The organism is Paenarthrobacter sp. NyZ202, from assembly GCF_049860755.1.
GTDB lineage: Bacteria > Actinomycetota > Actinomycetes > Actinomycetales > Micrococcaceae > Arthrobacter.
Map to the genome: position 1 here is coordinate 2957162 of NZ_CP187556.1, position 15758 is coordinate 2972919.

General features: G+C 62.2%; 11 protein-coding genes. 3 read left to right on the forward strand and 8 right to left on the reverse strand.

Going from position 1 to position 15758, the window contains the following annotated elements; all coding sequences use genetic code 11:
- Positions 1-8: 8 nt before the first annotated feature.
- From ACPFL9_RS13710 to ACPFL9_RS13725, 4 genes are read right to left on the reverse strand one after another with little or no spacing between them, the layout of a single operon-like run.
- The gene (locus ACPFL9_RS13710) at positions 9-1478 is read right to left on the reverse strand and encodes a sensor histidine kinase (RefSeq protein ID WP_426003320.1); all 1470 of its coding nucleotides are present in this window, start codon (positions 1476-1478) and stop codon (positions 9-11) included.
- A gap of 30 nt (positions 1479-1508) precedes the next feature.
- Positions 1509-6365, reverse strand: a complete 4857-nt coding sequence (locus ACPFL9_RS13715; protein ID WP_426003321.1) for an NAD-glutamate dehydrogenase — start codon at positions 6363-6365, stop codon at positions 1509-1511.
- 58 nt (positions 6366-6423) lie between these two features.
- The gene (locus ACPFL9_RS13720) at positions 6424-7740 is read right to left on the reverse strand and encodes an AAA family ATPase (protein WP_426003322.1); all 1317 of its coding nucleotides are present in this window, start codon (positions 7738-7740) and stop codon (positions 6424-6426) included.
- A complete protein-coding gene (locus ACPFL9_RS13725; protein ID WP_426003323.1) occupies positions 7737-8381 on the reverse strand; it encodes an SAF domain-containing protein in 645 nt (214 codons plus the stop codon). Before ACPFL9_RS13725 ends, ACPFL9_RS13720 begins: the two co-directional genes overlap by 4 nt.
- A gap of 141 nt (positions 8382-8522) precedes the next feature.
- On the opposite strand from ACPFL9_RS13725, the gene ACPFL9_RS13730 reads away from it, so the two are divergent.
- The gene (locus ACPFL9_RS13730; protein WP_426003324.1) at positions 8523-8750 is read left to right on the forward strand and encodes a helix-turn-helix domain-containing protein; all 228 of its coding nucleotides are present in this window, start codon (positions 8523-8525) and stop codon (positions 8748-8750) included.
- Between the two features lie 10 nt (positions 8751-8760).
- Here ACPFL9_RS13730 and ACPFL9_RS13735 read toward each other — a convergent pair whose 3' ends face one another.
- Entirely contained in the window at positions 8761-9321 is a 561-nt protein-coding gene (locus ACPFL9_RS13735; RefSeq protein ID WP_426003325.1) for a hypothetical protein, read from the reverse strand.
- A gap of 140 nt (positions 9322-9461) precedes the next feature.
- Between ACPFL9_RS13735 and ACPFL9_RS13740 the strand changes: the two genes are divergently transcribed.
- Positions 9462-10235, forward strand: a complete 774-nt coding sequence (locus tag ACPFL9_RS13740) for a LysM peptidoglycan-binding domain-containing protein (protein ID WP_426003326.1) — start codon at positions 9462-9464, stop codon at positions 10233-10235.
- Between the two features lie 152 nt (positions 10236-10387).
- On the forward strand, positions 10388-10810 hold the full coding sequence (locus tag ACPFL9_RS13745) for an Rv3235 family protein (protein WP_426003328.1): 423 nt from the start codon (positions 10388-10390) through the stop codon (positions 10808-10810).
- A 56-nt stretch (positions 10811-10866) separates the two neighbouring features.
- Here ACPFL9_RS13745 and secA read toward each other — a convergent pair whose 3' ends face one another.
- From secA to hpf, 3 genes are read right to left on the reverse strand one after another with little or no spacing between them, the layout of a single operon-like run.
- Complete coding sequence (secA, locus tag ACPFL9_RS13750; RefSeq protein WP_426003329.1) at positions 10867-13608, reverse strand: preprotein translocase subunit SecA; 2742 nt, start codon at positions 13606-13608, stop codon at positions 10867-10869.
- A 42-nt stretch (positions 13609-13650) separates the two neighbouring features.
- The gene (locus tag ACPFL9_RS13755; RefSeq protein ID WP_426003330.1) at positions 13651-14940 is read right to left on the reverse strand and encodes a winged helix-turn-helix domain-containing protein; all 1290 of its coding nucleotides are present in this window, start codon (positions 14938-14940) and stop codon (positions 13651-13653) included.
- 29 nt (positions 14941-14969) lie between these two features.
- Positions 14970-15698, reverse strand: coding sequence for a ribosome hibernation-promoting factor, HPF/YfiA family (gene hpf / locus ACPFL9_RS13760; protein ID WP_426003332.1), 729 nt, complete (start codon positions 15696-15698; stop codon positions 14970-14972).
- Positions 15699-15758 lie beyond the last annotated feature (60 nt).

Genomic DNA, 15758 nt, shown 5'->3' on the forward strand with positions numbered 1-15758 from the left:
TGCCGACCTTAAGCCCGCGCAAGGTTCAGAACGATATCGACGGCGGTTCCCCCGCCTTCGCGGGCACGCCACTGGATGGTTCCGCCCAGCTCACTGGTGACCAGTGTGCGCACAATCTGCAACCCTAGGCCCTCGGCATACTGCCCGTCAGGCAGCCCAACGCCGTCATCGGCCACGGTGACTGTGAGGAATTCATCGTTCCCATCTCCTGGCGCACGGTCGGCCAGCAGCCAGACCGTACCGGTCCGGCCCTCAAGCCCGTGCTCAACGGCATTGGTAACCAACTCATTGATGACCAAGGCCAGAGGTGTTGCGAAATCGCTCGGCAGTTCGCCGAACAAGCCTGATCGCTCGGTGCGAACATGCTGCGACGGCGACGCTACCTCGGCCGACAACCGGAACTGCCGACCAATGAGTTCATCGAAGTCGACACTCTGCGTCAGGCCCTGGGACAGGGTCTCGTGGACCAGGGCGATGGTCGCCACCCGCCGCATGGCCTGCTCCAGACCTTGCTTTGCCTCGTCGCTCACCATGCGGCGCGACTGCATCCGGAGGAGTGCTGCCACTGTCTGCAGGTTGTTCTTGACCCGGTGATGGATCTCGCGGATGGTGGCATCCTTGGTGACCAGTTCCATTTCGCGCCGCCGCAGCTCCGAAACATCACGGCACAGGACGAGCGCCCCGAACCGATGCTGTTCATCGCGCAAGGGAATGGCCCGCAAGGAAAGACTGACTCCCCTGGATTCAATTTCGCTGCGCCACGGCATACGGCCTGTGACCACCAACGGCAGTGTTTCATCAACCATCCGGCGGTCCTTGAGCAGGCCTGCTGTCACCTCAGCCAGGGACCTGCCTTCCAGTGATTCCACCTCGCCAAGCCGGCGGAAGGCTGACACTCCGTTCGGACTGGCGTACTGGACTACGCCATCGGCATCAAGCCGTATCAGGCCGTCGCCCACGCGCGGTGCGCCACGACGCGACCCAGTGGGTGATGCGAAGTCCGGCCACAGGCCCAAGGTCCCCATGCGGAGAAGGTCGTAGGCGCACTGCCTGTAAGTCAGCTCGAGACGTGAGGGCATGCGGGAACTGGAGAGGTCCATGTGCGAGGTGACCACTGCCAGCGTCCTGCCGTTGCGCACCATGGGCACCGCCTCGACGCGCAGTGCCATATCGCTGCTCCAGCTTGTCTCGCTGGAACGCTCTATGGAACGGCTGTTCCAGGCTTTCTCAACCAGCGGCCGCAGATCGGAACGGATGCCCTCGCCCACGAAGTCCGCATGAAACACCGTATGCGATGTCGAGGGACGGACGTGGGCGAGGGCGATGTATCCAAGCTCCGGGTGCGGGAACCACAGGGCAAGGTCGGCAAACGCGAGGTCGGCGACCATTTGCCAGTCGCCGACCAGGAGGTGCAGCCATTCGGCATCTCCAGGCCCGAAATCAGCGTGTTCCCTGATGGGGTCCGTAAAGATTGCCACTGCACCTCCAGTTTCGACGCGGGACCTGCCCTAGCGTCGGACGATTGACCTCAAGAGCCTTAATGCTACCGACAGGGAGGCCATGTCGTCGGCCTCGAGGGCATTGACCTCATCGAACATCGTCTTCGCGCGACCCAATTGCTCGGCATTCAGCGTTTCCCAACCCTTGAGGCGATCCGCGGCAGGGGTACCTGGCTCGCTCGCCTCAAGGACCGACGTCGTAATATCCGCCACCGTTGAGTACAGGTCATCCCGCAGCGCTGCGCGGGCAAGCGCCTGCCAGCGGTCATCGCGTGGCAGGGAACTGATCCGCTCCAGCAGTGAGTCGACGTGGAACCGGTTAAAGACGGTGTAGTAAACGTGGGCAACGTCCTCGACGCTGATGCTGCCGGCCTGGGCGATCCTGGCGATGTCCAGTAAAGCGTAGCTCTCAAAGAGTTCCGCCCAGCGGTGGGCCAGATGGTCAGGCAACTGCCATCCCCGGGCCTTGTCCAGCCATTCGGTGACGCGCTCCTTGTCATCACCGCGCAAGTAATCCAGGAGCCTGGCCCGCAGGGGCGCCATCATTGGCTTGAAGGAATCCACGACGTCGGCGATCGGCTGCGAAGCGATGCCCTGGCCAAGAATCCAGCGGACTGCGCGGTCGAGAAGTCGCCGGATGTCCAGGTGGACTTCACTCCAATGCTCCGTGGGGAAGGACGCCGGGAGGGCGTTCAGCTCAGCGATCATGGGGTCGAGGTCGTAGATTTCACGCAGGGCTACGAATGCCTTGGCGACTGCAACCTCGGAGGCCGAGGTTTCCTCGATGGCGCGGAAGGCAAAGGTGATGCCTCCCAGGTTAATGATGTCGTTGGCCACCACCGTTGCAACAATCTCACGCCGCAGCGGATGGGTATCCAGTTCCGCGTCGAACCGTTCCCGCAACTGCTGCGGGAAGTAGGAACGGATCGTCTCCTTGAACCAAGGATCGTCCGCGAGGTTGCTGTCCCGGAGCGCAGCGGTGAGTTCGATCTTGGCGTAGGCGGCCAGGACCGACAGTTCGGGCGATGTCAGGCCCTGCCCCTGCTCCAGCCGCTGCCGCAAGGAGTCGGTTGTCGGCAGCGCCTCGAGGTCGCGCTTCAGGTCGGCAGACTTTTCCAGCCAATCCATGAGCCGTTCGTAGCTCGGGCTCCAGTCGGCAACGCGCGTGCGGTCATTCAGGAGCAGGATGTTCTGGTCGATGTTGTCCTGGAGGACCAGGCGTCCCACTTCCTCGGTCATGTCGGCGAGGAAGGCCGAGCGCTCTGCGGCCTCCAGCTTCCCGGCGGCGACCATCCTGTCGACGAAGATCTTGATGTTGACCTCGTGGTCGGAGCAGTCCACGCCGGCGGAGTTGTCGATGGCGTCGGTGTTGAGGATGACTCCCTGGAGTGCCGCTTCAATCCGGCCACGCTGCGTAAGACCCAGGTTTCCACCCTCCCCGACAACCTTCACGCGAAGATCCCGGCCGTCGACCCTGATCGGATCGTTGGCTTTGTCTCCAACAGCGGCGTTGCTCTCCGTGCTCGCTTTGACGTAGGTGCCGATGCCGCCGTTATAAAGGAGGTCGGCAGGAGCGAGGAGGATGGCTTTCAGGAGCTCGGGCGGGCTCAACTGGGTTGTCCCTTCCGGAAGCCCGAGTGCCTTGCGTGACTGTTCGGAAACCGGGATGGTCTTCGCCTGGCGCGGGTAGACGCCCCCGCCTTCGCTGATCAAGTTCCGGTCGTAGTCGTCCCACGAGGAGCGTGGCAGTTCGAAAAGCCGCTTCCTTTCTTCGAAGGACGTCGCTGCGTCAGGCTCGGGATCGAGGAAAATGTGCCGGTGGTCGAACGCGGCCACCAAACGGATGTGGCGTGACAGGAGCATGCCGTTGCCGAAGACATCACCGGACATGTCACCCACGCCCACCACGGTAAATTCTTCCGTCTGGGTGTCGAGGTCAAGCTCGCTGAAGTGCCGTTTGACAGACTCCCACGCTCCACGCGCAGTGATGCCCATCGCTTTGTGGTCATACCCGACGGAGCCTCCGGAGGCGAAGGCGTCTCCCAGCCAGAAACCATAGTCCGCGGCGAGACCGTTCGCGGTGTCGGAGAACGTCGCGGTGCCCTTGTCCGCGGCCACCACCAGGTAGGAGTCGTCGCCGTCGTGGCGGACAACGTCCGACGGCGGCACCAGGCTTTCGCCGTCGGCACTGGTGACGAGGTTGTCCGTGATGTCCAACAGGCCCCGGATGAACGTCTTGTAGCTCTCGATACCCTCAGCCATCCAGGCGGCCCTGTCCTCTGCAGGGTTTGGCAGCTTCTTGGCAAAGAACCCACCTTTGGCCCCGGTGGGAACGATGACGGCGTTCTTCACCGTCTGCGCCTTGACCAGGCCAAGGATCTCCGTGCGGAAGTCTTCACGGCGGTCGGACCAGCGCAGGCCACCGCGGGCCACCTTGCCAAAGCGCAGGTGCACGCCTTCGACACGGGGCGAGTAAACCCAGATTTCGTACATGGGCCGCGGGAAAGGCAGGCCGTCAATGGACGTCGGGTCGAGCTTGAAGCTCAAGTAGCCCTTGTTCTGGAAGTAGTTGGTGCGGAGTGTGGATTCGATGAGGTTCACGAAGGTGCGCAGCACACGGTCCGCATCGAGCGTGGCTACCTGTTCGATGGCTTCGGCAAGCGCTGTACGCGCCACCGCCTGCCGTTGCGGGCGCTGGTCCGCATCCACGGCGGGATCGAACCGCGCATTGAAGAGGACGATGAGGCCGCGGACAACGTCAGGATTGGACAGCAAGGTATCGGCAATGAAACCGAAGGAATTCGTGTTGCCCATCTGCCGCATGTACTTCGCGTAGGCCCGCAGGACCGTTACCTGGCGCCAGTGCATCCCTTCGCGCAGGACCAGGCGATCAAAGTTGTCAGATTCCACCGCTCCCGTGACGGCAGCACCGAAGGAATCAGCCAGGAGTTCACCTGTGGTGAGGGGATCGATGCCGGCGGGGTACTTGAGACCCAGATCATAGAGGAAGAAGTCCCGGTGGTCAGCCGTTTCAATCTCGAAGGGACGCTCATCCAGCACTTCCAGGCCCAGGTTGTGGAAGTAGGGCAAAATTTGGCTGAGGCTCTTAGGCTCCATCAAGTACAGCTTGACGCGGGCGTCTTCCTCAAGGGACTCCCCCGCACCTTCGGGCAGGTATACGTGGACACCGGGTCGCAGGTCCTTGGGGACACCACCCGTTCGTTCCGCCTCGGCGCCGTACTTCTCGAAGCGTTCGATGTCCTCGAGGGCGTCCTCTACTTCATAGTCCACCCGGTAACCGGCAGGAAAAGCCTCGGCCCACAGTGCTGAGAGCATGTCGGCGTCCTCAGACGGACGGTTGTCGCGGAGGACTTCCGCGATCCCTTCACTCCACGACCGGGAAGCTCGCATGAGGCGGTGTTCGAGGTCTGCGGCATCCACCTCAGCCAGTTCAACGTTGCGGGGCAACCTGATCCGGAAGAAGACGCGGGCGAGGGCCGATTCCGTGATGCGTGCCTCGTAATCGATGCTTTCGGCCTGGAACGTTTCCCGCAGTTCCTGTTCAATGCGGAGCCGCACACTGGTGGTGTAGCGGTCGCGCGGGAGATACACCACGGCCGACATGAACCGGCCGTAGATGTCCGGGCGCAGGAACAGCTTGGTGCGGCGCCGTTCCTGGAGCCTCTGGATCCCGGTGGCTGTGGCGGCAAGGTCCGGCACTTCAATCTGGAACAGCTCATCACGAGGGTAGGTTTCGAGGATACCCAACAGGTCCTTGCCCGAGTGGGAGTCAATGGGGAACCCGGCGTTACGGAGGACAGCATCGACTTTGTCCCGCACGATCGGAATGCTGCGCACGGAACCTGTGTAGGCGCTGGTGGCGAACAGGCCAATGAAGCGCCGCTCCCCATTGACATTGCCTGCGGCATCAAAGCTCTTGACGCCGATGTAATCAAGGTAGGCCGGGCGGTGAACCGTGGAGCGGGAGTTTGCCTTGGTGATGACCAGTGCGCGCTTCTCGCGGGCACGTTTTCTGCCTGCGTCCGTCAGATGTTGAACCTGGCGGGTGTGGTCGCCGGCACGGAGCAAACCCAGCCCGCTGTCTTCACGAAGCTGCAGGACATCTTCCCCGTCTTCGTTCACGAGGTCATACTCGCGGTATCCGAGGAACGTGAAATTGCCGTTATCCAGCCAACGCAGCAAGTCCTGGGCCTGGCGCAGTTCCGCGATTTGTTCGGGATGGGTTACGCTCCCGAGCGCCTCGGCAAGCTCCAAGGCCTTGCTCCGCATCTTGGGCCAGTCCTCAACGGCGGCACGAACGTCGCCGAGGACTCTCTGCAGCCCGGCTACCAATTCAGCACGGGCTTCTTCGCTGACACGGTCGATTTCGACGGCGATCCACGACTCCATGTGGGAGGCGTTGTCGCCATCGCCGAGCAGATGGGCGACGCTGGGCAACGCGGCAGTGTCACCGCTGGAGATCCCGATATTGGAAGGGACCCTCGAGACCTGGCTGAGTTCGCCTGTCACACGGTTGCGCGTAACGACGAACAACGGGTGCATCACGAGGCGGATGGCACAGTTCTGCCGGACGAGTTCGGCATTGACGGAGTCCACCAGGAAAGGCATGTCGTCTGTGACGATATAGACGACGTTACGTTCGGGCTCGCTAACGATCTCCACGAGGGCATTGCCCGGGCGCCGGGACTGAGCGATTTCCCTGTGCCTGGTTGCCCGTGAAGTGAGCGTCTCCGGTGAGTAGCTTCGGGAATCCTCTTCAGCCAGGTGCTCGTAGTAGTCGCCGAAAAACCCCTCCCGGACTACTGCTGTACCCGACCGATCCTCCACGCTGGATCCTGACGACATGTTGTAAACGCCTCCATCACATGTTGATTGCTGCGACTCTGCAGCCCACACCGTGAGCCTAGCGCGTTAGGAGGCGCATGGCTCTGGTAGATCGTCCAGCAGATGTGCGATTCTGCTGGAAGTCTGCACAGACGAGCCGGGCGATGGCGAGACGGAGGGCTGAATCCGGGGCGCATTCCAGAAGGACTGACCCGCTCAGCAGCGCGGCATCACAAGCCTCGGAGTCGGCAGGCAGGAAGGCCTCGATATCCCCCGTCGGACCAAAACGCTGCCAGGCCTCCCCCAGTTGCTTTCGGGGCGAGCGCCCCACCGATGAACGCCGGACCTTGTTCAGCACTACCCTTGGGGCGGCGTCCGGAACGGCTTGAGCCAGCTCGGCCAAACCCCTGACGAGGCGCGGCATACCGATTGCGTCGGCCGCCCCGACCGCAATGACCTCATCTGCGACCTCAAGGCTCCTGAGGGTTGCCGCGTTGCGCCGCGGGGCCATGGAATCAAAACTGAGTTCCTCGTCCGCTTCGAGGCAGAAGCCCGTATCGACCACGACCGTGTCAGCCTTCTCCCTTGCCCGTTCGAGAACCTTCGACAACGCCGAAGCCCGAAGCTCAATCCAGCGGTCCGCCCTTGTGGTACCTGTGAGCACACGGAAAGAACCGCTCTTTGTGAACACCTCAAGACTCGCCCTATCCAGGGCGGCATCGTCCAGGACCCCTTGGTCGGCCATCCTGCACGCTTGTGCGAGTCCGGCCGACTCATCCAGGAGCCCCAGCAGGACCGACACACTGGCACCGTAGGTATCCGCGTCAACCAGGACGACAGATTTCCCCGTGGCCGCAAGCTCAGCGGCAATGTTCACGGCCAGCAAGGTGCGGCCCGGCGAGCCCGCCGGCCCCCACACGGCAAGTATGCGCCCTGCCCCGGATGCTGCTGCCGTGGTCACCGAGGCGGTCGCGGCTGCCCGCACAGGCGCCCGTGACACCGCATCAGAGAATCCCGCATGGAGGACCGTCTGCACAGAAAATCGGTCCTGCACGCTGTCAACGGCGTCAGTGATGCTGGAGGCCAGCGAGCGGGCATCAATCGCCGGCGGAGCCGGCACGACGCCAATGGAGCGGAGACGGGAGGCCTCCAGCGGATCATCCGTCAGGGCAACTATCGAGACACCGGCAGCCTGCATCCGCTCCACGAGAGTACCCGTCAACTCGCCGCTGCCTTCGGCAACAACTGCTGCGGCAGCAAGTCCGCTTTGACAGGCGGCGAGCAACTCCGCGAGCTCCGAGCAGCGGCGGACAACCGTGACGGGGCCACGCAGCCGCTCCAACCCGCTGACGATATCTTCCTGCCCTGGCCCGACAGTGACGACGGGAATGCTCACTTGGCCACCCCGGCAGGGTTCCAGACCACAGAAACGGCAGCTTCATTGGCCAGGGCGGCCAGCAACTTCGGCATCTGCTCATCGGTGACCAGCACGAGGACCACCGTCTCCTTTGCCGAGCCCAGGCCAGTGGATCCGGGCGTGATGTGGGCGATCTCCGCGCCGGGGAGCAGCAATTGGGGATCGCCAAAAGAACCCCCCGGGCCAGGCATGGCGACCCATACGTCCAGCCTTGCGCCGGGAACAGCCTGTGGCGGCAGCATTTCCTTGACGGAAACCGCGACCGGCTTTCGGTTCAGGTCGTCGGGCCGCCCCAGGCTCTGCCGGGGTAGCAGTTCACTCCTGGCCACCCGCTGCAGGGCTACCTGGCCGTCGGCAAGTCCACCGCCGACCGTGACATAGGCGGGCTCCACGTCATCGAGCCGGACATTGACCACTGCCAGGTCTTCAGCCGTGACGGTTTGGCCGACGGCGATGTCCTCCCGCGCAGCGTAGACCGGGATGGTCTTGTCAGCAGAAGATGTAACCGCAACCACGCCGGAAACGGAGAGAAGAACCAGCAGCACCCCGATTAATAGGCGGGGGTCTTTCCAGGACGGCTTCCTGAGCCTTACTGCCTCGACAGCCGCTCCCTGTTTCATGATCCACTCCCCCGGTAGGTTTACAGCACAACCCCTGCACCGCGTCCCATTCTGCTCGGCGAGATGATGCAAACCAAAGCAAAGGACGCGCAAATGTGGATAACTGCACCAAACAGGGACAACCGGTGGCAAAATAGTTCCATGCCCCGTTTTTTGACTCTGGCGGACGTCGCCGAACAGCTACAAATCAATTCCCCCCAGGCCTACGCCCTGGTTCGCAGTGGCGAACTCAAGGCCATCCAGGTCGGTGGACGCGGCCAGTGGCGCATCGAAGAAAAAATGCTGGAACAGTACATCGAGAACCGCTATGCGGAGGCGAGCCGCATGATCGAGGAAGCCAAGGCCAAGTCGCACCAGCCTTCCCGATAGACCTCGCCCATCAGGCATGAAGCTCTCTCGATGAAAGGGCAAGCAGCGAACCGAAGGGAATCGTTACGACGGCCCTCACATCGTGTTCCCGCCGGACCTCGCCGCGACTCACGGTGAGATCGAAATGGTCCCTGCCGACCCGGTCAATCACACCGGTTACAACGCGTCCTTCGCTGCCGCTCCCGCTGAGGTGGGCATTGACATGTACCCTGTCACGGGCCAGTGCCCGCAGGCCGCTTGCCAACCCCAGATTTCCCGGGCGGGTGGACTGTTCCACTCTCCGCCCCAGATCCATCACGTACGTGACGGCCGCGTGTGGCACCAGCCATTGACGGGGACCATCGGCGAGCACCAGCGACTCACGTCCCACGTACCGAAGTTCGCCGTGCAGCCGCAGGCCGCCCTCAAGCACCAGCCCCATCACGTTATGGGTGGCTGCGCGAAGCCGGTCCGTCAACCCAACAGCCGCAATCTCCACGTGCGCGCGCCCGGATATCTCGGACTCGAGCCCGCGCATCTGCAGCGCGGCCATCTGGGATTCAAAATCCTCAAAGAGAGAGTCCCATCTCATCTTGATAGCCTAAGTGCCGTCAACACCAAAACCAACTCATTGCACACAAGACTTGTCATGATTGGACAATTCCAAACATCTGTGGTCAGAATGAGCCAAGAGTACTAAATGACATCAAATGACCACAGAGAGGCTCCCGTATGCGCCGAGCAATGCCCGTCCACCGCGATGCTGCCATGGCCGGGACAGTCCTCCTGTTGGGCATACTGCTCGCTGCTGCCGGCCGGATGCTCCTGGGCCGGTCGGGAATGATGGAACACCGCAACGACATTCCCTTTGATCAACTTCTGGGCGTGGTCGCCAGCCTGACGGGAGTCATCATCGTGGTGTGGTGGCTGCTGTCGTTCACCCTTGCCTTGGTCGCGGCACTGCTGCATCGAAAGGGCCGTGCAGGCACAGCCGCGGCGAAATTCAGCCCCGCGTTCATGCTCCGGCTGGCTGTGGCCTTGGTTGGTTTGAACCTGGCGGGTCCCCCGGCGGCGGCCATCGCTGCGACAGCACCGGAACCTGCATGGCATCCGCAGCCCCACACCTCGGCATCCGTGGCATGGCAACCCGGCATCGGCCCAGAGGCAACCTCCACGTCCCCGTTGAATCAGGACGATGCCCGGCAGTCCTTACCCACGGTGCCGTTGCCGGGATGGAAACCGGATCGGATCGTCGAAGAAACAGGTCTGCTCAGCCGTACGGGTTCACGGGCTGCAGAACCGGGTACCGTCGGCCGGTCCGGAGTTGTAGTCCGGGAGGGCGATTCGCTGTGGACCCTGGCCTCTGCGCATCTCGGGCCCCTGGCCACCGATGCAGAAGTTGCCCTTCACTGGCCCAAGTGGTTTGCGGCCAACCGGTCAATCATCGGAGACGATCCCACGAAGCTTCTGCCGGGCCAGGTTCTGCAGCCTCCGTCGCTCTCCTAGGCGACCCTCCAGACTCCGTTCCGTACCGGACACCGCCCACTCAGGGGCAGTGTCTTGCCCCCACAAAACCAACCAGAGTCATCCCAGACGTAGCCATCAGAACCGGCGTCGCCCACGCCACGGTTCACACTGCGAACGCATGAGGATCGACCATGACCGTTGGAACAGCCAGCCGCACTACCAGCCGCACGAGGCCCAAAAGGCCTCCTACTCATCACGGTTCGCCCGCCCCCGGGATAGATATCAGGCTGGTGGCCAGGAGCATTGCCCAGGCGGCGGTGGAGGTTTTGGCAGGGACCCGCCCGATTCAGCAGTTGGCCAGATCCATGAATGCGGAATGTTTTCTGTCGTTGCAGCAGCGGGCAGCGCTCACACGGGAACACATGGCCCGCAACCGCACTTCCTGCCAAATTCACCAGAGCCCGATGGTTCGCTCTGTGCGCGTCTGCAGCATCTCGGAGACCATCCACGAGGCCGCAGTCGTCGTGTCAGAAGAACAACGGTCCAGGGCGATTGCCATGAGGTTGGAGCATCAGGAAGGCATGTGGCAGGTCACTGCCCTGGAAATTGGCTAGGAACAGAACAGGCCCGGCACCGAGTGTTCGGTGCCGGGCCTGCTCCATGGTTCAGGTCAGCGGCGCTTCTTCTTTGTTTGTTTCCGTTGGTCCTGGGCCGCTGCCTTGGCAGGATTGCCTGATCGGCCTGCGCTCCGGCCTTCAATGCGCGTTTGCGTTGCTCCATCTTCCCCGGGCGCGGTGTACTGCAATTGCGCGGGCCTCTCGGGGGCTTCCAGTCCTGCTGCCCGGATCTGCGGGTCGTGGTGTTCGGTATGGATGCCGGCAGGACTGTCGTCCGTCACAACCACGTCTTCGGCCGGGGTCACCTCGACCTCAAGGTTGTACAGGAAGCCGATGCTTTCCTCACGGATGGCTTCCATCATGCTCTGGAACATCACAAAGCCTTCGCGCTGGTACTCCACCAGTGGATCACGTTGTGCCATGGCCCGCAGGCCGATGCCTTCCTTGAGGTAATCCATCTCATAGAGATGTTCCTGCCACTTCCGGCCGAGCACGGACAGGACGACCCGGCGCTCAAGCTCGCGCATACTTTCAGAACCGATCGCCTCCTCGCGTGCCTGGTAGACAAGCTTCGCGTCGGAGAGGATTTCGTCCCTGAGGAATTCGGCGGTGACCTTGGACCTGCCGCCGGCTTCGTCAATGATGTCCTGGGCCGTGATGGTGGCCGGGTAGAGAGTCTTCAGGTTGGCCCACAACTGGTTGAAGTCCCAGTCGTCGCCGGTACCCTCGGCCGTAGCGGCGTCGATCAGGGAGTTGATGGTGTCTTCCAGGAAGTACTGGACCTTCTCATGGAGGTCATCACCTTCGAGGATCCGCCGACGGTCGCCGTAGATGGCTTCACGCTGGCGGTTAAGGACGTCATCGTACTTGAGGACGTTCTTCCGTTGCTCCGCGTTGCGGCCCTCCACCTGGCCCTGTGCGGAGGCAATCGCACGCGAAACAAGCTTCGATTCAAGTGCGACATCGTCCGGAACGGAGCTATTCATCAGCCGTTCTGCCGCGCCCGAGTTGAACAGGCGCATGAGGTCATCCGTCAACGACAGGTAGAACCGGGATTCGCCTGGGTCGCCCTGACGGCCGGAGCGGCCACGCAACTGGTTGTCGATCCGCCGGGACTCGTGGCGTTCGGTTCCGAGGACGTAGAGACCGCCAAGGTTGAGGACTTCCTCGTGCTCGTCCTTGACCGCTTGCTTGGCCTCGGCCAGCGCACCAGGCCAGGCGGCCTCGTATTCCTCGGAGTTTTCCTCGGGGTCCAGACCGCGTTTGGCCAGTTCGGCGATGGCCGTGAACTCCGCGTTGCCGCCGAGCATGATGTCGGTACCGCGGCCTGCCATGTTGGTGGCCACGGTGACGGCGCCCTTTCGGCCAGCCTGCGCCACGATCGATGCTTCACGCGCGTGGTTCTTGGCGTTGAGTACCTCGTGGCGGATCCCTTCCTTGGCAAGAAGCTTGGAAAGATACTCGCTCTTCTCGACACTGGTAGTGCCCACCAGGACCGGCTGTCCCTTTTCGTGCCGTTCGGCAATGTCCTGGACCACGGCGTCGAACTTCACGACCTCGTTCTTGTACACAAGGTCCGGCTGGTCGATGCGCTGCATGTCGCGGTTGGTCGGGATCGGAACAACGCCAAGTTTGTACGTACTCATGAACTCGGCGGCTTCAGTTTCCGCCGTACCGGTCATTCCGGACAGCTTGCTGTACATGCGGAAGTAGTTCTGCAGCGTCACGGTGGCCAGTGTTTGGTTCTCGGGCTTGATTTCGACGTTTTCCTTGGCCTCAATGGCCTGGTGCATGCCTTCGTTGTAGCGGCGACCGGCAAGGATACGGCCGGTGTGCTCGTCGACAATCAGGACTTCACCGTCAAGGATCACGTAGTCCTTGTCCCGTTTGAAGAGTTCCTTGGCCTTGATGGCGTTGTTAAGGAAGCCAATCAGGGGCGTATTGGCGGACTCGTAGAGGTTCTGGATGCCGAGGTAGTCTTCCACCTTTTCGATGCCGGCTTCGAGGACACCGACCGTGCGCTTCTTTTCGTCGACCTCGTAATCGACCTTGGGTTCCAGCCGCTGAACCACCTTGGCGAATTCGCTGTACCACCGGTTGGTGTCTCCCTGGGCAGGGCCGGAGATGATGAGCGGCGTACGGGCTTCGTCGATCAGGATGGAGTCGACTTCGTCCACGATGGCGAAGTGGTGGCCGCGCTGCACAAGTTCGCTGGCATCCCATGCCATGTTGTCGCGGAGGTAATCGAAGCCGAACTCGTTGTTGGTGCCATAAGTGATATCAGCGGCATACTGCTGGCGCCGGACTGCGGGGTCCTGGTTTGCGAGGATGCAGCCACTCGTGAGGCCCAGGAACCGGTAGACGCGACCCATCAGCTCGGACTGGTATTCGGCGAGGTAGTCGTTCACCGTGACCACGTGCACACCCTTGCCTGTGAGGGCGTTAAGGTATGCGGGGGCCGTGGCCACCAGGGTCTTGCCTTCACCGGTCTTCATTTCGGCGATGTTGCCCAGATGCAGTGCCGCACCACCCATGAGCTGGACGTCGAAGTGGCGCATGCCGAGTGTTCGCGACGATGCCTCACGGACGGCGGCAAAAGCTTCCGGCAGCAAACTGTCCAGGCTTTCACCGTCCTGGTGGCGGCTGCGGAGCCGGTCCGTCTCTTCACGGAGTTCGGCGTCGGAGAACGTCGTGAAGGAGTCTTCCAGGGCATTAATGGAATCGGCATAGTTCCGCAGTTGCTTGAGTGTTTTTTTGTCACCCGTGCGGAGAAGTTTTTCGATTAGTGATGCCACGTGAAATTGCTCCCAGTCTCATGCTGCCGAATTCTGGCTGTTTCAGTCTACGGGAGAGACCAACGCCACGTTGTCCGGTTTCCCTGACAGCGGACTGCGGAGTTCCAGATCATCCCCAGGGCTGACGCTCCGCCACGCCACCTCCTCCGCGAGGGCCGCAGAGAGATCGCCCACGGGCCAAACCTCAACGTCCTTCAGTCCCAGCCATGCGGCCATGAGCCAAAGCTCGGCGGAAAGTTCGACGGCGGTATCCGCCGGGGCTGTTGGCTCACCGTGGGCGGAACGGACCAGGAGACGGCCTGCGCTGCGGTCGGCTTTGAGATCGACCCTGGCAACGATGCTGTCCCGCAGCAGGAAGGGCAGGACGTAGTAACCAAAGCGCCGCTTGGCTGCCGGTGTATAGATCTCGATCCGGAAGTGGAAGCCGAACAGTTCCTCCAGCCGCCGTCTCTCGAAAACCAGGGAGTCAAAGGGGCTGAGGAGGGCCCGCGCCTGCGCTTTTCGCGGGAGCCGCGACAAGCAGTGCCGGAAAACCTCACGATCCCAGCCCTTCACCTCCACCCGTTCCAAGCGCCCTGCGTCGAGCAGCCGCCGCACAGAATCCGCGGAGGCTTTCAAGGGCGTGCGGAAGTAGTCGGCGAAACAGCGCACAGTACCAATCCCATGGGCCCGGGCGGCCGCTTCAATGAGACGGTCAAGCGATTGGTCGTCCGTGCAATGGCGGGTACGTTCTACCTGGACCACCCGCGAAGCGAGGGTATACCGGCGTTCGAATTGTGGAGTGCGGGACGCAGCCGACACGCGCCCTTCCTCGAACAAATGCTCAAGGACGCGTTTGACGATATTCCAGTTCCAGCCCCAATTATCCCGGGTCCCGACTTCTTCATGCCCAAGCCTTGCCGTCAGTTCCGAGGCCGTCAGGGGACGGCTGGCCGCGAGGGTTGCCAGGATCTGCTCTTCCATATCCAGGCGCACCGCTGGGTCCATCCGGTGGGCACCGACCCACGAGCGGCGCTGCCACTGCAGGAGGTCGTGGAAGTGTTCCGGCAAGATAAAACTTGCCTCGTGCGCCCAGTATTCGATCATCCTCCGCGGCTTGCGGCCGGCCATTGCTTGGAGAATGGCGGTGTCATAGTTGCCCAGCCTTGAGAAGAAGGGCAGGTAATGGCTTCTTGCCAACACATTGACGGAGTCGATCTGCACAAGGTTGAGCCGGGCAAAAGTCCGGCCCACCGCCCGCGGGGTCACGGGGCCGGTGGGCCGGGCTGTTGCGAGTCCTTGGGCTGCCAATGCGATCCGCCGTGCCTGCTGGAGGCTCAGCGAAGCGGTCATGGGGGTCCTTTCACTCGGTTGGCATTCTCCTATTTTGCGCTGGCTGCCTGGTCGTCAGAGCGGTAGGCGTGGATTTTCTCCTCCACGGCTTCGACTCCGGGCTCGCACGTTGAATCGAGAGTGATCACTCCGTAGGTCCAGCCGCTTCGCCGGTACACCACGGAGGGGGCGTTGGTTTCCTTATCGAGGAAGAGGTAGAAGTTGTGGCCCACCAATTCCATGTTGTCCACGGCGTCATCCAGCGTCAGCGATGCAGCCGGGAAAACCTTACGCCGGATCAGAACCGGCGAGTCACCCGCCGGGATGTCATTTTCAATGTCATACGGGGACCGCTCGTCCGCCAGGGCCTGCGGTTCCTGGTGATTGGAGGATTCCGCGTAAATGGGCTCACTGGTACTTGCGGGTTCAAGGGATGCCGTTGCTTCCCGAACGGCTTTGGGCGTGTGGCGCCCGTGGTGCACCTTCTTCCGGTCCTTCGCGCGGCGAAGCCTCTCCAGCAGCTTGTTGTACGCGAGATCGAAGGCAGCAAATTTGTCAGCGGCGGTGGCCTCTGCACGGATAACGGGGCCGCGGCCCAGAACAGTTACTTCAACGGTGAGCTGGCCCGGGGTTTGCCGGGGATTGGTCTCCTTGGAAACCTTGGCGTCTACTCGCTGAACTTTGTCCCCCAGCGATTCAATCTTTGAGATTTTTTCGCCGGCGTATTCGCGAAAGCGGTCAGAAACTGTCAGATTTCGTCCGCTGATCATGAACTCCATGGTGCCCTCCAAATAACTCAGGTGACACGACAACGACGCTGTTGGGGGCCGGTCTGACAG